The sequence below is a fragment of the Dyadobacter alkalitolerans DSM 23607 genome (assembly GCF_000428845.1).
Taxonomy (GTDB): Bacteria; Bacteroidota; Bacteroidia; order Cytophagales; family Spirosomataceae; genus Dyadobacter; species Dyadobacter alkalitolerans.
Genome location: NZ_AUAS01000008.1, coordinates 81,386 through 100,775, shown reverse-complemented (window position 1 = coordinate 100,775; position 19,390 = coordinate 81,386). Strand labels below are relative to the sequence as shown.

At 46.8% G+C, this 19,390-nt stretch carries 12 protein-coding genes; 4 read left to right on the top strand and 8 right to left on the bottom strand.

The genetic code is table 11. The features are described from left to right. Positions 1–7: 7 nt before the first annotated feature. The 5 genes from G395_RS0117125 to G395_RS0117105 all read right to left on the bottom strand — a co-directional run bounded on the left by G395_RS0117125 (position 8) and on the right by G395_RS0117105 (position 7,574). Entirely contained in the window at positions 8–1,009 is a 1,002-nt protein-coding gene (locus tag G395_RS0117125; protein ID WP_026631176.1) for a 4-hydroxyproline epimerase, read from the bottom strand. After that, complete coding sequence (locus tag G395_RS0117120; protein ID WP_026631175.1) at positions 1,009–2,484, bottom strand: aldehyde dehydrogenase (NADP(+)); 1,476 nt, start codon at positions 2,482–2,484, stop codon at positions 1,009–1,011. Before G395_RS0117120 ends, G395_RS0117125 begins: the two co-directional genes overlap by 1 nt. Before the next feature lie 91 nt (positions 2,485–2,575). Further along, positions 2,576–3,514, bottom strand: coding sequence for a dihydrodipicolinate synthase family protein (locus G395_RS0117115; protein WP_026631174.1), 939 nt, complete (start codon positions 3,512–3,514; stop codon positions 2,576–2,578). Positions 3,515–3,639: 125 nt separating this feature from the next. Continuing rightward, positions 3,640–5,568, bottom strand: a complete 1,929-nt coding sequence (locus G395_RS0117110; RefSeq protein ID WP_026631173.1) for a DUF3857 domain-containing transglutaminase family protein — start codon at positions 5,566–5,568, stop codon at positions 3,640–3,642. A gap of 11 nt (positions 5,569–5,579) precedes the next feature. Further along, the gene (locus G395_RS0117105) at positions 5,580–7,574 is read right to left on the bottom strand and encodes a DUF3858 domain-containing protein (RefSeq protein WP_026631172.1); all 1,995 of its coding nucleotides are present in this window, start codon (positions 7,572–7,574) and stop codon (positions 5,580–5,582) included. 260 nt (positions 7,575–7,834) lie between these two features. Here G395_RS0117105 and G395_RS0117100 point away from each other — a divergent pair, with 260 nt between their 5' ends. The 4 genes from G395_RS0117100 to G395_RS0117085 all read left to right on the top strand — a co-directional run bounded on the left by G395_RS0117100 (position 7,835) and on the right by G395_RS0117085 (position 16,541). Continuing rightward, on the top strand, positions 7,835–8,926 hold the full coding sequence (locus G395_RS0117100; RefSeq protein WP_026631171.1) for a Gfo/Idh/MocA family protein: 1,092 nt from the start codon (positions 7,835–7,837) through the stop codon (positions 8,924–8,926). A gap of 583 nt (positions 8,927–9,509) precedes the next feature. Then, positions 9,510–12,746, top strand: a complete 3,237-nt coding sequence (locus tag G395_RS0117095) for a SusC/RagA family TonB-linked outer membrane protein (RefSeq protein ID WP_026631170.1) — start codon at positions 9,510–9,512, stop codon at positions 12,744–12,746. A 39-nt stretch (positions 12,747–12,785) separates the two neighbouring features. Beyond that, entirely contained in the window at positions 12,786–14,357 is a 1,572-nt protein-coding gene (locus G395_RS0117090) for a RagB/SusD family nutrient uptake outer membrane protein (protein WP_026631169.1), read from the top strand. Between the two features lie 207 nt (positions 14,358–14,564). Further along, on the top strand, positions 14,565–16,541 hold the full coding sequence (locus G395_RS0117085) for a sialate O-acetylesterase (RefSeq protein ID WP_035361614.1): 1,977 nt from the start codon (positions 14,565–14,567) through the stop codon (positions 16,539–16,541). 99 nt (positions 16,542–16,640) lie between these two features. Here the strand turns inward: G395_RS0117085 and G395_RS0117080 are convergent, their stop codons facing one another. From G395_RS0117080 to gltX, 3 genes are all read right to left on the bottom strand, one after another. Next, positions 16,641–17,420, bottom strand: coding sequence for a TIGR00266 family protein (locus G395_RS0117080; protein WP_026631167.1), 780 nt, complete (start codon positions 17,418–17,420; stop codon positions 16,641–16,643). A gap of 52 nt (positions 17,421–17,472) precedes the next feature. Further along, entirely contained in the window at positions 17,473–17,727 is a 255-nt protein-coding gene (locus tag G395_RS0117075) for a hypothetical protein (RefSeq protein ID WP_026631166.1), read from the bottom strand. A gap of 102 nt (positions 17,728–17,829) precedes the next feature. Beyond that, positions 17,830–19,380 carry a glutamate--tRNA ligase gene (gene gltX, locus G395_RS0117070; protein ID WP_026631165.1) on the bottom strand — a complete coding sequence of 517 codons (1,551 nt, stop codon included), beginning with the start codon at positions 19,378–19,380 and terminating at the stop codon, positions 17,830–17,832. Positions 19,381–19,390 lie beyond the last annotated feature (10 nt).

Sequence of the window (19,390 nt, the reverse complement as noted above, 5' to 3'; positions counted from 1 at the left end):
ATTGCTATTACAAAACCTGGAATCCAAATGCGTATGGATCTTCCTCGTCGTCGATAATGATTGTATTGTAACCCGTCACAACCGCCCAGCCTTCAATGCCGGGGATGATTGCGGGCTTGTCTCCTATGGTCACTTCGTCTTCAACGGTTCCGGTGAATTTGGAGCCGATAATGCTTTCGTGAATGAATTTGTCACCTTTTTTAAGCTTTCCTTTGGCATGCCATTGCGCCATACGGGCCGAAGTTCCGGTTCCGCAGGGTGATCTGTCAATGGCTTTATCGCCGTAGAAAACTGCATTGCGGGCAGTGGAAGTCTCGTCCAGAACGGCGCCAGCCCATAGAAAATGGCTTAATCCGTTGATATGCTCGTTTTTGGGATGGACAAATTTGTACTTTTCATTCATCCGCTTGCGGCAAACCCGACTCCAACTGATCAGCTGATCGGCTGTATAATGTTCGATGCCTTTGAAATTCTCCTGCGGGTCAACGATTGCGTAAAAGTTGCCGCCGTAGGATACATCCACTTTTAGTGTGCCCAGTTCAGGACATTCTACTTCCAGGTTTTCAGCCGCCAAGAATGATTTGATATTGATCAATTTAACAGATTTCACCCTTTTCCCTTCCTGCACATATTCCACCAGAACCAAACCGGCCGGCGTTTCAAGGCGCAGCTTTCCGGGCACTTTTGGTGTTACCAATCCTTCCTGAATCGCAATGGTGACGGTTCCAATGGTTCCGTGGCCGCACATCGGAAGGCAGCCGCTGGTTTCAATGTAAAGCACGCCAATGTCATTTTCGGGATCGACGGGTGGATATAGAATGCTCCCGCTCATCATGTCGTGGCCGCGTGGCTCGAACATTAACCCTTTTCTGATCCAGTCAAATTCTTTCAAAAAGTGAAGCCTGCGCTCCATCATGCTATTGCCCTGCAAAAGCGGGCCGCCACCGGCCACCACCCGAACGGGATTCCCGCAAGTGTGCGCGTCGATGCAGAAAAACGTTTTTCTCATTACAAAGCATCCTTGGTTAGCTCATTATTAACCGTCCGCCAGATTCCGAGCGGGTTGGCATTTTTTAATTCTTCGGGTAAAAATTCATCCGGCCAGTTCTGGAAGCTCATCGGCCGCACGAAACGTTTGATGGCGTCGGAGCCGACGGATGTGAACTGGCTGTTGCTCGACGACGGGAATGGTCCGCCGTGGTGCATGGATTTGCAAACTTCAACGCCCGTGGGGAAGTTGTTGAATAAAATCCGGCCGCATTTGTCGGTTACCAAGCCGATCAGCTCCTCATTTTCTGCCAGATCTTCGTTGGTGGCCAGCAATGTGGCTGTTAACTGTCCGTGCAGTTTTCCGCCAACGGAGATTACCTCGTCGATGCTTTCACATTTGATAATCAATGCAAAAGGGCCGAAAACTTCTTCTTGCAATGCATCATTAGTCAGGAATGTCTGCGCGTTCACCGTGGCAACCGTCGCGCCGCCTTGTCCTTCCAAAACTTCCGTTTCTGTAACAGCAAGAATTTCAACGCCGGGCTGGGTCGTTAACTTTTTGCATCCTTTTTCATAACTTTCTGCAATGCCTGCATGCAGCATGTGTGAAGGAGCAATTTTTATAATTTCTTCTTCTAATGCATTTTCAAATGTTTCCAATGCAGGACTTTCAATGGCGATCACGATGCCCGGATTGGTGCAGAACTGACCTACACCCAATGTTAATGAGCCAGCATATTGTTTTGCCAAATCAGCAGCCGAAACTTCCAATTTATTTGGCAATAAAAACACTGGATTAACACTGCCCATTTCAGCAAAAACGGGAATCGGATCGGCTCTTTTCGCTGAGATCTCGGCCAATGCAGTTCCAGCGCGGTAAGAACCTGTAAATCCGACCGCCTTAATGATCGGATGGCTTACCAGAAACTGCGATTCTTCATTGGTTTGGAAATATACCTGCGAAAAAGTGCCTTCGGGGAAACCGCTTTTCTTAACGCCCCTAGCGATGGCCTCGGCCATGATCCACGAAGTTTCAGGATGGCCGGGATGGGCTTTCACCACAACCGGACAACCAGCCGCAATGGCGCTGGCCGTGTCACCTCCTGCCGTCGAAAATGCAAATGGGAAATTGCTCGCACCAAAAACGGCAACGGGGCCTAATGCAATGCTTGTTTTGCGAATATCAGGCTTAGGAGGCGTTCTTTCGGCATTTGCTGTGTCAATGCTGGCATCGAGCGGAGCGCCTTTTTCTAATGCATCCGCATAACTTCTCCATTGAAAGATAGTCCGTGCTTTTTCGCCTGTCAAGCGTGCCTCTGGCAGGTTGGATTCTGCTTTTGCTGTTGCAATAAGTTCAGGGCCAATGGCTTCGATCTCGTCTGCAATCGTACGCATTAACGCTACGCGCTGCTGGATCGAATGTTTTTTTATGATCACAAAAGCCTCGAGAGACTTTTGCAAAATGGCTTCCAGTTGTTCTTTTGAAGTTGTCATGGGCTGGTTAGGATAATTTCTGTTTGTAAAAGTCGCAAAATGAATGCGAATCCAGCTTTAAAGTAAAGCCGGATTGCGCAATGCGACAATGTTATGCAACAGAAACTTCCGAAGACAAATTCAAATAATCGGGCAATGCAGGCTGAGTTGCAATGGCTTGATCAATAATTGCAAGCACTTTTTCGCGCTCTGCGCCTTCCAGAACCAGTCTTGGCGCACGAACAAATTCAGAGCCGATGCCCGCTTTTGTGGCTGCAAGCTTGATGTTTTGCACCAACTTTGGATGAATGTCCAGTTCGAGCAAAGGCAGATACCAGCGGTAAACGGCCAATGCTTCTTTATATAATCCGGCTTTAACCAGATTGAAAATGGCAACGGTTTCTTTCGGGAATGCATCCACCAAGCCGCCTACAACGCCGTCGCAGCCCAGCATTACTTCTTCCATGATCAATGTATCCACTCCGCAGAAAACCTTGAAACGGTCGCCGAAACGGTTGTAAAGACGGGTAACATTGCTTACGTCGCGTGTCGATTCTTTAATCGCATGCACATTAGGAACCTTTGCAAGCTCTTCGAACATTTCCAGCGTCACCTCGATCTTGTAATCCACCGGATTGTTGTATATCATCAATGGCAATGCAGTGCTTTGCGCGATGGTTTTGAAATAAACAACGGTTTCGTGGTCGTCTGCTTTGTAACGCATCGGAGGCAACACCATCAGACCGTCGGCACCAGCGGCTTCGGCTTCTTTGGCAAGGCTTACCGCTTCGGCAGTCGATTGCTCGGCAATGCAGACCACGATCGGAAAATCCTGCGCTACGAAACTCTTTGCAAATTTCACCAGCTCCACTTTTTCAGCTTTCGTCAATGTGCTTGCTTCGCCCAGTGAGCCTGAAACGATCGCGCCGGTCACGCCTGCTTCGATCTGCACTTCGAGATTTTTACGGAAAAGATCAAAATCAATGCTGTCGTCTGATTTGAAAGGCGTTAGCAACGCCGGAAATACACCTTGCCAGGATTCCTTGTTCATATATTGGTTTATGATTAGATATGAAAATTCTGAATTTTTGTCAAAGTTAATTGTTGATTAACCCACAAACGTTTCACGTATTAATCAATAATATACGAATTTTAACATAAAACCGAATTCGGCATTCACGGTTTGTTTTCGACAAATACGACTTGCGCCCGATCCGCTTTTCTGACCTTTTTGAGGAAGTCGATCCAGGCCGGAAAATCCTTGGCAGGATAGCGTCCGCCGTTCATAACCACCTTACGAGCGCACACGAGCTTGTTATTCTCCAAAACCGTTTTCGATTCATAGCTTCCAAAAACCGAGTTGATCTGGAATGAAGGCAATGTTGTTTCTAGCTTATAATTTCCCGGAATGGCATAAGCGACCGTGTCTGAATCGGTAAAATTGTAAACCGAGCCGGGCAAATAAAAGTCGGTTGTACGCTCCGTGGTTGCGGGCAGGTCAAACGGCCTGCTTAGTAATGTGGGTTTGATAAAAAGGCGTGTTCCCGTTTTGGTAGCGCAATTACGGACATTGAGCGAGAGCTTTTCTGTGATCGTAGGCTCAGTTTCGCGGTTTTCCATGAGTTCAAATTGCTGCAAATCCAGGCTGGGCAGGTTAATGTGGTTCATCAGCCATTTGCGCTGCTCTTCTTTATTGCCGTTATGAAAAACGCTGTTGCGCGATTCCTGCTGTAAGCCTGCATATAATGTATGCACTTCCACCTTGCCATTGCCACCTTCATCCAGACTTACATTCGCGTGACTTTTCCTGGTGTTCTGATGGGATTTGTAAACAGGCGTCGGCACGAGTTTTCCGCCTTCGGGCGTGATAAGCAATGCATGGCGGCTGCCTGTGAATGTGCCCATGAAGTTGGGTGTAGTGGTCTGGCTCGTGCATTCAAGCCACATGGTGTCTTTGGCTACTACGGCGCAGGCGATCACGTGGTTGAACTGGCTGCTTGGAAAATCAGGTTTCATCAAGGCCTCGTCGCCTGCTTTGATCAGCGCCACATAAGCCGGAATGCCGGCCTGGCGCAATGCAGCAACGGTAAAGTTGCTCAGTGCTTTGCAATCGCCGTAACCTTTATTTGCGACGGTCATAGCGTCAATGGTCTGCCAGCCGCCGATGCCCAGCTGAATGCTCACATAGCGCGAACGCTTTTGCATCCATTTGTAAATCAATGCTACTTTTTCCTTATCCGACTTTGCATCCTTCACCACGGATTTAATCTCAGCCACCGTTGCAGGCGGCAGCACGTCCCGGCCTGCATTTAATGTGTGATAAAATTTTCCGAAATCATCCCAGCTATTGAAATTTCCCTGATAATCCTGCACTTCAAAATCCGAAGGCGCCACCATTACCAATGGCGTGTATTCCAATAAAGGCAACGGATAAAAATCGGTCGTTTTAGGAACAGCGTAGTTCTTGACGGCCCACTGGTAAACATCTGCTCCGTCCGAGGCTTTGGACCGGGCGACAGCAGGCGCCCCATTGTATTCTTTGTAACGAAACTTGAACCCGGCAGGCGCCTTAATCGTGAACTGCGCATGCTGAACCGCCGTTTTTGTATCAGATAACGGCATCCAGCGCGGATAGAACATCATGTTCTTTTCCTTGGTCTCATAACTGAACTCGACCGTGTAAGGGTAAGTGTAACTTTTCTTGCCAAAATCCGCCAGCTTCACCCTTGCGTCCGTAATGTTGTCGCCGCCTCCGCCGTAACCATAATCGGTGATATCGGCGTTTTTAAGTTTTTTTTTGAGCTTGCCGGTGGCGTCGTAAAGGCTTCCGCTGATGTCGGTGATCTTGGTAAACTTGTCGTAGCCCACAATCAGCTGCCCGTATTCTTCCTCTCCTTTTTCGTTCAGGATTGTGATCACTGTGCGTTTTTTGTGCCTGGCTTCTGCTTTGGACACAATGTCGAAAAGGTCATCATCCTCGCGTATCACGGCATTAGCGCCGGTGAGCAGCTCGGGGCTTATTTTGGTTACGTCAAAATCGTCTTGCGCCTGCGCCGCAAAAGCCATTGAGCACGCAAAAAATACATTCAGTAATAATGTTCGCATGTTGTTGAATGTCAATTGGCCTTTTTCTTGATCACCAGCGGTTGCGCATGTTTCTGGACCACGCGTTCGAAAAACTCTTTTACGTCGTGGTATTCTTCGGCGTGAAAATTCGTTTTAGAAAGCACAATGACGCTGCTCACCTGGATCATATCGCCGGTCTGGCGCACCTGGTAAACAAATTTCCCGGCTTTTTCAGGGAGCGTTATCATTTCCGTTTTGGGCATTTCTTCCAAAACGTAACCCGCCGGAAGCTTGTAGTTGCCGATGAATGATTCGGACATTCCGCTGGTAAAGTCGAGCGGGTAAATCCTTTCTTTTGATTTCAGCGGGTTGCTTTCCCAGCGACCAGCCATGATGGGATTGAAATAAAACAAATCGGGTGAAGCATTCTCGTCTTCCAATTCAAAATCACAGGCAACATTAACGGCCAATTTCAAATCTTCGGTCTTGTTTTTGACGGCGATGTTACTGATCTTCCATTCCGGCGATTGTTTTTTAAGGGCTTCATGATAGATGTCATCCGCTTCTTTGACATACTTATCACGCCAGCGCAATGCTTCATAACCTGCGTAGGAAATGCTGTAATTGCCTTTAATGGTGCCGTCTTCGGGCAGAATGTTGGCATTCACCATTTCCAGTCTGGTTTGTGAATCCAGTGGTTTTATCTCCAAGAATCTCCCCGATCCTTTTCTAGGAATCAGCCTGCCGTAACCATTCAATGCATGTTCCGGAAGCAGGCCTAGCTTGGCATAAGGCTGCGTGGCGTCCAGGAAATATTCTTTCCCGGCAATCTCTACGTGGCTGACCACATAATTGCAGCTTTCGAGAAGCGGGATTTCTTTCAGGAACCTGCCGTTGGAACGCGTGCTCAGGATTACGGGATCCGCATTCAGGTCCAGTTCGCGCAGCAATGAAGTAAGGATCAGATTCACCTCCGTAGCATTGCCTGCTTTGTTTTCATACGCTTTTTTGACGCCATCCCTGGAACCCAGATATGACGAACCATCCCATTTCATATGGCTTTGCAAATGCCGGTAAGCCAGCTCCATTTTTTCCTCCGGCGTCTTGGCGGTCTGCATAATTTCATCGCGCTTGGCTTTCAGAAATGAGGATTTGCGCAACTCTACACCAAACCAGTTCGCATCATTCAATGTCTTTTCAACATTATCCCACGTATTCGAAAAGTGCTTTGACATTTCACCGGGCACCTGAATGGTAGAAAGCTCAAAATTAACTTTTGACAAATAATCGCTTTCCGTCGTTATAAAAGGTTCGTTGACAAATGCAGGCGCATCTTTCACAACAAAACGATAAGCAACGCCGCGTCCGTCCAGTTTGGACGAGCCCACATGCACATCCGTAGGTTCCTGCTCACTGATATAAAGGGGCAGGTAACCACTCATGGTCGTTTTATATTCCAGAAAAAATGGGATCGTAATGCGGAACTCGCTCCACTTACTCGGCACAGATGCCTGAAAAGACCAGGGCGTGGGCTTATCACGAACCGTCAACGGCGTTGTGCGCCTGTAAGAATACTCGATCACCGAACCTTTCCGGACATTGGCCAGGTTGAATTTGTAAGTATAATATTTACCCGTGGACTTCTCCCGTTTGATCGACTTTCGGTCCATAGCGGTTCGCACAACCTGGCCGTTTTCCATATTATAGGTATAACCTTGAATGTCGTCCATCATTTCCTGATTTTCGGGTCCGCTGCCTTCGTAAGTGTTGATGGCAACGGATGCCCGGTCAAGCGCCGATTCTTTGAGGATTTTAATCCTCATCCAGGATTCCATTACCATCACTAACCCGCGGATATCGTCGTAACGGTAAGTGACTTCGCCAAAATCATAGAGATAAACTGCGGCGGCCGAACTATCGCCCGGGAAAGCCGTCATTTCCACGGATGCACGATCCGCCACCCCGAACTTAGGCTTGAAATCTTCCTGAGCAAATGCATGGGTAGAGAAAAAAAGTAGTAAGGAAAGGACGCAAACCTTCCACAAGACAACGCAGGACAGTCTGCACTGAAGTAAACAATGAGTCATGCAACGAATAGAGAAAGAGGTAGAAATTATTATGCATAATTGCAGCATTAATTTGATTTAAGCAAAGATTTTGTAACTGTTCGTAGATTTTTTTTGACTGAAATAAGCCTAAATGCGAAAACGGATTTTAATGCCTATTTTTGGGACGAAACAGCGCATGTCGTTGTTGCTATTTTACCTATTCCTGCTAACCCGGAACATTAACATTTAACATTATTATGTCATCTTTTGAAAATGGAAGTCCACTTCGCGTATTAGTCGTTGGTTGTGGCAATATGGGCGCTTCCCATGCATTTGCGTATCATTCGCTGGACGGTTTCGAGATCTGCGGAATCGTTTCGACCGGAAAAAGCAAAGAAGTATTGAATGAAAAGCTGGGCGGCGGTTATGCCCTTTTCAGCAATTATGAAACGGCATTGGCAGAAACAAAACCGGATGCGGTCTGCATTTCCACTTACCCGGACACGCATGAGGATTTTGCTGTAAAAGCATTGGAAGCCGGCGCGCACGTTTTCATCGAAAAACCGCTTGCTGACACCGTTGAAGGCGCTAAGCGCGTGGTGGAAGCTGCGAAAACGGCTGGCAAAAAAGTTGTTGTGGGCTACATTCTCCGCGTGCACCCATCGTGGGAACGCTTTGTGGCCGAGGCGCAAAACCTGGGCAAACCGCTCGTAATGCGTATGAACCTGAACCAGCAGAGCCACGGATATATGTGGGGCGTTCACCGGAACCTGATGAAAAGCCTGAGCCCGATCGTGGACTGCGGCGTACATTATATAGATGTAATGTGCCAGATGACGCGTTCGAAACCTTTGCGTGTGAATGCAATCGGGGCGCGTTTGACGGAAGATATTCCGGCTGGAAATTATAACTATGGCCAGTTGCAAATCTGGTTTGAGGATGGTTCCGTGGGCTGGTATGAAGCGGGCTGGGGACCAATGATCAGTGAAACTGCGTTTTTTGTGAAAGATGTGATCGGGCCGAAAGGCAGTGTTTCTATCGTTGCGAAAGATGCCGGCGGCACTGGAAAATCATCTTCCGTAGAAGCACATACGAAAACGGAGTCGATCCGCGTGCACCATGCGGATTTAAACGAGAATGATGAATTCGTAAGAGAAGATTCCTGGATCAACCTGGAAGACGAGCCGGATCACCAGGAGCTTTGCAACCGCGAGCAGCGTTATTTCTTAAGTGCGATCAATGACGATTTCGACCTGACGGATCACTTGCAGGATGCGGTCATGAGCCTGCAAATTGCATTTGCCTGCGACGAGTCTGTGAAGACAGGCCGGACGGTGGATCTGGTTTAAGAGCCTTAAACATATATAAAAGCCTTGTTGCTTTTCGGTTACAAATCGAAAATTGCAGCAAGGCTTTTTTTTGTAAAATAGTAGTCAAGTACCTGATTTCGAGCGAATATTGACCATATATGATCGGATTTATGCAAACGTTTGCACAGAAATATGTATTTTTTATCCGTTCGTTATTCAAAATTTATTGTTATTTATTATAATATTGCAACGTGTTTTTAAGACAAATTAAAAATACCCGTGCTTTGAGCTTTATGTTACGCCTTCTAAAAAAACGAAAGAAAGTGATACTGACATTGAGAAAATCACACGTCTGACACCCTGCTGATAACAAATTGTTACATTTTAGTTCTCAAATCAAAATTCATCCCTCTGTAAGTTTATAGGCATGCAAATCTGTCAAAGCCATAACTATGCATTTTTTATAATTGAATTAATTGAATAATAAGCATAACATAATAAATACCAGTTCCTCACCATTAAAACAATGATTCACAATGATTAGAAGCTACTATGCTTAAAAGTAAAGTAAAATCAATTATCCATTACACAGATCTATGAAAAACGTTTAACAAATCACTACATGAAAAATACCGATACCAATCAATGGATGTTTCGGATGAGGACTCTCCGAAATGCCCTTGTCCTGATCCCGGCGCTCTCGAGCCCGATACTGGCGGTGGCCAATACGAATGTTGGCTTACGGACCGTGGCAAACATTAAACTTGACAAAACACTAAAAGGAAGAGTAACGGATAAGGATAATAACGAAGGCCTTCCGGGCGTAAACGTTGTTCTGAAAGGCACAAGCACAGGAACAACAACCGACGGATCAGGAAACTATACATTGTCTGTTCCTGACAATGGCGGCACGCTGGTTTTCAGCTTTGTGGGTTATGTAGGACAGGAAGTGGAAGTAGGTAATCAATCTACAATTGACCTGGCTCTGCAGTCTGATTCCAAAGCACTTAGCGAAGTGGTTGTAATCGGGTACGGTACCGCGAAGAAATCGGATTTGACGGGTTCTGTGGGTTCCGTGAAAGAAGAGCAGTTGAGAGAAAGACCAGCTCCTTCATTGAACCAGGCGCTTCAGGGAAAAATATCAGGCGTGCAGGTGAACGTGAACTCGGGTCGTCCGGGCGGTCGTTCCAATGTGCGTATCCGTGGTTTCAGTTCGATCAACTCTTCCAACAACCCATTGTATGTTGTGGATGGAGTAATGTTGCCACAAGGTAACCAAAACCAGCAGAGCCAGGCGATCGACTTCATCAACCCTAACGACATTGTGTCTGTTGAAGTTTTGAAAGATGCGTCTTCTACTGCGATCTACGGAGCGAGAGGTGCCAATGGTGTAATCATGATCACGACGAGAAGAGGTAAGTCTGGCGAAGGCGTTATCACTTACGGTCTGGATTTGAGCGTGCCGACAGCAGGACCAAAAAGAGCGAAGGTATTGAACGCCAAAGAATACATGGCGGTGGAAGACCTTGCTTACAGAAATATGGAGAAATTTGACCCTGCTGGCTGGGCATCCGGAAAATATAAAACGCATGATCCGCTTGTACGCCGCGGACAACTGGCTGCTGCTCACCCAGACGTTTTCACCAAGAATGCGGATGGCACATTCTCTCCAAACTACGATACTGATTGGTTCAAAGAATCTACGCAAAGCCGTGTTTCTCAAAATCACCAGCTTGGTTTCAGCGGTGGTAACAACAAAACAACCTACTCTTTGTCGCTTAACTATCGCGATGACCAGGGCTTGATCAAAACATCTTATTTGAAACGTTATTCGACACGTTTCAGCATTGATGACCAGGTTAAAAAATGGTTGCGCATCGGAGGAACATTGAGCTATAACAATCAGGCTGAAAACCTTGTCGATATTAATGACGCCGTTCCTCGTCAGATGGTGGAGGATTTCCCTTTCATGCCGGTAAAATATCCTGACGGAACTTTCGCTAACAACCGCGATTATCCTGGTGCAGAAGGCGCATTCAGTTCGGTTCACCGTTTGAACGGACGTAAATACAACCTCAAGACCCAAACTACACTGGGTAGCCTTTACGGAAACGTAACCCTTGCAAAAGGACTGGATTTCCGCTCTGTATTGGGTATAAACATTATCGACCAGGAAGTAAACCAGTCTCAGACGCGTTCATTGACGCCTAACGAGCTTGGAACCGCCAGAAAAGAAACAAGAAAAGAGCTTTTCTGGTCATGGGAAAACTTGCTGACTTATAACAAAACATTTGGCATACATTCGCTTAACTTCCTGGCTGGTATTTCCTGGCAAGAAACGAATATCAGCACAACCGGCGTAGGTTCACAGAATTTCTCAACTGACTATTTCGGCTTTGAAAACCTTGGCGCAGGTTCTGTATTGCCATCTTCAAACCCTTACGTTTCTGGTGCGCAGCGTTTTGCATTTAACTCTTACTTTGGCCGTGTAAACTACACGTTGCTTGAGAAATATCTGTTCACGGTAACGGGTCGTGCCGATGGTTCTTCCAAATTCGGGGATAACCACAAATTTGCATTCTTCCCTTCTGCTGCATTCGCATGGAAAGTGTCTGATGAAGAGTTCCTGAAAGGAAACACATTGATCTCTAACTTGAAACTGCGTACGAGCTATGGTTTGACAGGTAACTCGGAAATTCCGCCATACTCATCACTTCCATTGCTAAGATCCAACTATGCCGCTATCTACAGCGATACGCGTATCAGCGGAACCGGGATCAACAGACTTTCTAACCCAGATTTGAAATGGGAAAAAACTGCTCAGACTGACGCAGGTCTTGAAATTAGCTTCCTGAAAGGAAGAATCTCATTTGAAGCTGATTACTACTACCGTAAAACCACTGACATGCTTTTGGATGCACCAGTTCCACGTACAAGTGGTTACGCAACCATCAGAAAGAACATCGGTTCTATGGAGAACAAAGGTTTTGAATTTGCTTTGAACACCGTGAACATTGAGAACGCAAATTTCTCATGGAACACCAACTTCAATATCTCATTCAACAGAAACAAAGTATTGTCGCTGGCAACACCTTCTGATATCTTTGGAGTGGGTGGTCCTTCTATTACCAACCAAACAAGCATTATCCGTATCGGAGAGCCTGTGGGTGCATTCTGGGGACTTACACGTCTTGGAACTTGGAGCGAAGCGGAAAGAGACGAAGCTGCGAAATTCACCAGCTACCGTGGTAACCTGAAAATGCTACCAGGTGATGTGAAGTATCTTGACGTTAACAAAGACAATGCGATCACCGACGCTGACCGTATGATCATTGGTAATGGTAGTCCAAAAGGATGGGGAACGCTTTCCAACTCCCTTCGCTTAGGAAACTTCGACATGACACTTGATTTGCAATTCTCGTACGGAAACGACTTGATGGACATGAACCTCCACGCCAGCGAAGACCGTCAGGCACTTGCAAACAGCTACGCAACTGTATTGGATGCATGGACTCCTGAAAATCAAAACACGATGATTGCCCAGATCCGTGATACAAAAGCAGGTTATGTAACAAACGTGGATACCCGCTGGATCTTTGACGGTTCTTTCCTACGTGGCCGTAACTTGTTGTTGGGTTATAACTTCCCATCTGAAATTGCAAGCAAATTGAAAATGAGCCGTTTGAGACTATATGTGTCTGCCCAAAACTTTTTCTTGCTTAGCAAATACCCACATGGTGACCCAGAGCAGACACCTATCCGTGGTGGTGATTCGGACAACGTTTTCTCACAAGGTATGATCTGGCACAGCTATCCTAGACCAACCACTTACATGGGCGGTATCCAGGTATCATTCTAACAACCAAATTATTGGTTAATATTAAAAATGAAATTCAGTATGAAACTACATAAAATTACGATTTCCAAACTCTTGCTCCTCGGGGCAGTTCTTTTGGGCCCGACAAGCTGCTCCGACTTCCTGGACGAGCAGGACCCATCAAACCTTCAACCGGATGTATTTTACACGCTTCCTGACCACGCAGAGGCTGCGGTTGCTGCAACTTATGCAGAAACGCGTTTCTATGGTGAAGGTGCGGGTATTTTCTCTGCCAATTGGCAAATGCTGGAAGCAGTTACCGGAACGGCTACAACCGAAACCGGACAGAATTCGGATTTGAACAACCTGTATGCGCTTATTTACGATGGTAACACAGGCCACATTGCCAATTTCTGGAACGGACTTTATCGCGTAATCGCAAATGCGAACCTGGCTATTGAAAAAATCCCGGGAATCACTTTCCCTGCTGCCAACGAAGCACAAAAAGCAAGGCTGATCGGAGAAGCTAAATTCCTTCGTGCCTGGGCTTACTTTTATGTTGTGAGACTTTGGGGTGATGCTCCGTTGATTACAATGCCGCAAACTGTTGAGTCGGAAGATTTCTTTCCATCCAAAGCGTCTCAGGAGGAAATTTATAATCTGATCGTAGCAGATCTTGCAGATGCAGAAGCTGCCGGATTAGCTGATTTCAATACAAATGGCCGCGTTTCCAAAATTGCAGTTAAGTCACTTCTTTCGAAGGTTTACCTGACTATGGCAGGTTTCCCATTGAGCAAAGGAGCTTCGCACTACAAGCTGGCTGCGGATAAGGCTTTGGAAGTGATCAACTTCTCAAAAGCTAATCCTACGACCTTGAACCTGTTCCCTACTTACAGAGAATTGCACCAGGAAAACCTGAAAAACAGGGTTGAGCACATTTTCCAGATCCAGTACAACACGGTTGTTGCAGGTTTCCCACTCAATGACTACTTCCCGAACTTTAAGCCTGTAACCTATGCGGGCCCTAGCGGGACAGGAAGTACGGTTCCCACGCTTTCTTTCTACAATTCTTATGAAAAAGGCGACCTTCGTACGAAAGATCAGGAGGGCTGGTTTTATACCTCATACTATGAGAATGGTACAGGCGCTAAATTCGAACTGGGTGCTCCCTACGTGTTTAAGTATTTTAACATCAATGCTTTGGGAGGCCCTGGAATAACACCAACAAGGCTTAACAACTTGAATGTTAACCAAATCCGTTACGCAGAAGTACTTTTGATTTATGCAGAAGCGCAGAACGAAGTGGGTGGTGTGAACAAAGAGGCTTACGATGCATACAAACGCATCCGCGACCGTGCGCAATTGAAAACACCTGCTCAAAGCACCTTTACAACGGCTACTTTCAGAGAAGCTGTTTGGAGAGAGCGTTGGTATGAATTCGCTTACGAAGGAATCACCTGGTTTGATATGGTGCGTCTTCGCAAAGTGTTTAATGAAACAACGAAAGGATTTGACAACTTCGTTGGTCACCGTAACCTCAATGTTTCCGGCGGTGCTCCTTTGTTGGAAAAACACTTACTGTTCCCAATTCCTATCCAGGAAATGAGAAATAGCCCTAACCTTAAACCTCAAAACCCAGGTTACGGTCAATAGTTAGCGTAATGTTTGAAGAGCCGGTCCGATTGGACCGGCTCTTTTTTTATGCCAAAACCATAGGCACCTCACCGTAATTTAAGCTAAATTGAACCCGAAACAGATGTGAAGAGCAGGCTAATGATGAGAACGATACGAACATACTGCGCACCTTTTTGCAAAAGATATACAGCGGTGTTGTGTTTTCAGTGCATTGGTTTTTTCCTAATGCTTGCTGTTTCTGCAAACGCACAGATCACCTTAACTGCTCCTGCTAACAACCAGATTGTCCAGCGTAACCTTTCGGGTTTTGCCTCGATAGCGATTACGGCGTATGCTTATCAGCCTTATACAAGCATTGAAGGTCGTTTGGTCCCGATCAAAGGAAATGTACATCGGGAGAAAGTCTGGGAGTTTGATGAAGAGCAAGTTCGGCAGGGATTTCTGACGGCTTATGTTCAGGCTGAAACGGGCTGGTATCAGCTGAAAATTTTGGCTGTGACCGAAAATGGGGATATTGATTCCATCTCAGTTGACCGTGTTGGTGTAGGTGAAGTTTTCCTTGTCGCAGGAAATTCCAATGCGATGGGTTTGCCCGGGCTTGGTGCTAAGAATGCATCCGACCAGGTTGTTTCCTTCAATGCAGTCAATAAGCAGTTGAATGCAGAAAACATTACCGTTGCGCCAAACGAGCCCATGCGAAAGCCAAGTTTTGAGGTTTTGCAAAAAGACAATTTCATTTTCCCTTCCGGAGAAACGGCCTGGTACTGGGGAGAATTGGGTGATTCTATTTCAAAAAGATTCAAAACCCCGGTGCTCTTTTTGAATGCTGCATGGGCTGCAGCAAATTCCGACAGTTACCGTGATGCGGCAACCGGGAAAGATGCCTTTAATCCTTATGTTGGAAAAAATTGGCCAAACAGACAGCCTTACTCGAACATTGTCAACACCATCCGCCATTTGAACTCATGGCTCGGAATCCGTGCGGTGCTCTGGTCGCACGGAGAGAATGATGCCCAGCTAAAATTCACCGAACAGAATTACTTCAATAACATTCAGACCTTAATTACAAATGCCCGTGCGGATGCGGGTTACAATGTGCCTTGGGTTATTGCCAGAAATTCGGCCAGCAACATTATTAAAGATCCTTATTTGCCCATTATCAATGCACAAAACAGACTTTCCACACTAAAAAACTTCAACACATTTCCTGGTCCAAACCTCGACACCATTCAAATTCCCAGGCCCGTTTCTGAGCATTTCGAAAATGTGCCGGGAGGCACTCAGGGCCTCACATTAGCAGCGTCTGCCTGGAACAGGGCACTAACGGATTCGCTGTTTAAAAAGATCGTCCCTATACAACCTACAAATTCCATTCATACGGGCGTTGTGCCTTCTACGGCGTTTCCTGGCGCGTCGCTTTACCTGGGCTATGACTTTCATGGCGATCATACAGGCACACTTTCCTTGCGCGCAGAGTTGTTTGATGAAAGTGGGAAATTTGTAGATACAGCAGGCATAGGGAGCGGAAACCCAATGCTGGTTAAGCTTCCGGCCAATCTGGCCAATGGAAATTACAGCATTCGCCTGGCAGGAACCACGCCGAATCTCGCGGGCAGCACTTCAACATTATTCTATGTAAACAATGCTTATCGATCCGTGCAGGTCGTCAACACCATCAGCGCCGTAAAAACGAATCAAGTCATCAACCTCAAATGGTTAGTGGCCGCAAATCCAGGTATGCAAAGGATGGTTCTGGAAAAAACAACCAACGGCGACACCTACACCGATTTACAGCAATACAATGTGCCCGATCGGGGAACAGGATCAAGCGTATATGCTTACACCGACACCGATACGGATGCAAAGATCATTTTTTACAGGGTAAGAATGGAATATACGGATGGCAGAACCTCCTACTCACCCGTCGTGACCATTCTGGAACCCGGCGCATTACCACGGCTAACTGCATTCCCCAACCCTGTTACCAAGCAGGCATTTTACCTGGAAACCGGCGACATTGATCCAGTCCCGCAGCTTTCGTTATATGATGCTGCCGGACGTGTCCATCCGTTGTTCATCTCCGATCGTGAAATTATTGGATTGCTATCTGTTCGCCCGCTATATAACTTGTCGGCAGGAGTTTATGTTTTGCGGATTGTGACGGAAAGTGGGAGTAGTACGCAGCGGATATTCTTTGAATAAGAATTCCGTAGTGAGCAACATTGTACCAGCACTTCGGCTCCACTCAGTGTGACAAATCTGGCTTGTCACACTGAGCGGAGCCGAAGTGCTGGCACGATGCTAATCTTCAAACAATCGCCCTAACCCACCAATAACAGACCCGCTTTCTTTATTAGCATTAGGCCCGCCAATCGCCAGGCGCTGGATGAGTTTAGAAATCGGCATGGATTGGATCCAGCAACGACCTGTGCCGCGTAATGTAGCCAGGAACATACCTTCGCCACCAAAAACCATGGATTTCAACCCGCCGGAACGTTGAATATCGAAGCTTAATGATTGTTCGAAGGCAACCACGCAGCCTGTATCCACGCGCAATGTTTCGTTATTTAAATTTCGCTCCATCACCACGCCGCCTGCGTGCACGAACGCCATTCCGTCTCCTTTGATTTTTTGTAAAATAAACCCTTCACCACCAAATAAGCCTGAACCGAAACGCTGGTTAAAATGGATTTTCATGCTTGTGCCCATAGCAGCGCACAGGAAACCGTCTTTCTGAACGATGAGCTCGTTGCCGTAGATTTTGGAAAGATCAATAGGCATCACGGTCCCCGGGTAAGGGGCTGCAAATGCTACTTTTTTCTTGCCATAACCACGGTTTGTAAAGTGGGTCATGAAAAGCGATTCGCCGGTGATCAGGCGCGTTCCGGCCTGGAAGATCTTGCCCATAATGCTCTGGTTCGCTTCCGATCCATCGCCCATTTTAGTTTGAAATTCAATGCCGTCCTCCATAAATAGCATTGCGCCGGCTTCTGCGATCACGGTTTCGTTCGGATCCAGCTCAATTTCCACGACCTGGATATCGTCGCCAATAATTTTGTAATCGATTTCGTGAGAGATCATTTGTGCGTAAAAGGTTTAATTTGATAGTAAGCTGAACTGCAATGACCACTTGCTACTCCTCTTCTTCCTCCTCTTCCTCGCTTGTTTTCTTCTTTTTGCGGGTTTTCCGGCCGGGAATATCTTCCCGGTCGCGGAGCTTTTTGTCGTCCACATTTTTATTCAAAAATTCGTTGATACGGTCCATATCAAAGCTGGTCGTAATCTCGCCAAATGAATTGATCTGAATGTCAAATCCGTCCAGGTCCTTATGTACACGGGGTTTTTCGGCAGCTGGTTTGGTCGTATCGGTTGGTTTTTTCTTAGCCATGTGTCTGAAAATTCGCCGCAAAGCGGTCATTTCGAATGATTACTAAATTAAGGAGCCCTTTTACTGATCCCAAGTCAATTTGATCCAACGGTCATATCACAATTATGCCAGGCGAATTTGGGCTGGTAAGCGGGTTGAGGCATTATCCAGGCGTTTTACCACTTCGTCTTTTCCTAGAATTTCCATCGTCACCATCAGGTCAGGTCCGTGGCCTTCGCCCGTAAGCGCGAGGCGGAGCGCCTGCATGATTTTGCCCATTTTTATACCAAGGGATTCCATCGTTGCAGACAGGTTTTCTTTAATGTTATGAGCGGTAAATTCATCTTCAAAAGCGATCAGAGAATCTTTGAAGCCGGAAATCGCATTCACTGCCTGCTCATCCCATTTTTTCAAAACCAATTCCTGGTCGTAAGTTTCGGGCGTATGGAATAAAAAGCTGGATTCGCTCACAATCTCCTTCACGAAATGCACGCGGTCTTTTAGCAAGAAAACAATTTGCGCAATTTGATGGTCGTCAACATTAATATTTTGTGCTTGAAAAAGCGGTTTTGCCTGCTCGATAAGCGCGGCATCGTCCAGATTTTTCAAATATTGCTGGTTGAACCAGTTTGCTTTTTGAATGTCGAATCTTGCTCCGGCCTTATGCACACGCTCGAAACTAAATGCCGCGATCAGCTCTTCCATGTTGAAAAGCTCCTGCTCGGTTCCTGCATTCCAGCCTAGTAAGGCAAGGAAATTGGCTGTTGCGTCTGCGAAATAACCTTCTTCGCGGAAACCTTTGGCCTTGTCGCCTGTGTTCGGATCGGTCCATTCGAGGGGGAAGATCGGGAAACCGCCCAGATCTGCGTCGCGTTTGGATAACTTGCCGTTTCCGTCTGGTTTCAGCAAAAGCGGAAGGTGCGCAAACTGCGGCATGGTGCTTTCCCAACCCAGATATCGGTAAAGCAAAACGTGCAATGGAGCCGATGGAAGCCATTCTTCACCGCGGATCACGTGCGTAATGCCCATCAAATGATCATCCACAATGTTGGCCAAATGATATGTAGGCATGCCGTCGGATTTCAAAAGTACTTTATCGTCGATCTGCGACGAATGCACCACGACCCATCCGCGGACCAGGTCATTGAAACGAATGTCTTCTTTCGGCATGATCTTCATCCGGATCACATACGCTTCGCCGCTTTCCAGTCTTGATTTCGTTTCTTCGGCCGATAATGTTAGCGAATTGGTCATTTCCATGCGGGTGATCGCATTGTATTGTGCCGCGGCAACTTTGGCTGCTTCCAGGCGTTTGCGCATCGCGTCCAATTCGTCGGCTGTGTCAAAAGCATAGTAAGCCTTTCCCTCAGCAACAAGCCTTTCGGCATATTCGCGATACATTTCTTTTCTTTCCGACTGGCGGTAAGGTGCATGCGGACCGCCTTGCTGCGGGCCTTCGTCGATAGTGACACCGAGCCATTCCAATGCTTCCAAAATATATTCTTCCGCGCCGGGAACGTAGCGGTTCTGGTCTGTATCTTCAATGCGAAGCAACATTTGGCCACCCTGCTGGCGTGCAAACAAATAGTTATACAAGGCAGTGCGGACGCCGCCTGCGTGCAGCGGGCCGGTCGGGCTGGGGGCAAATCTTACCCGGACAGGTTTATTATTCATTATTTCAATC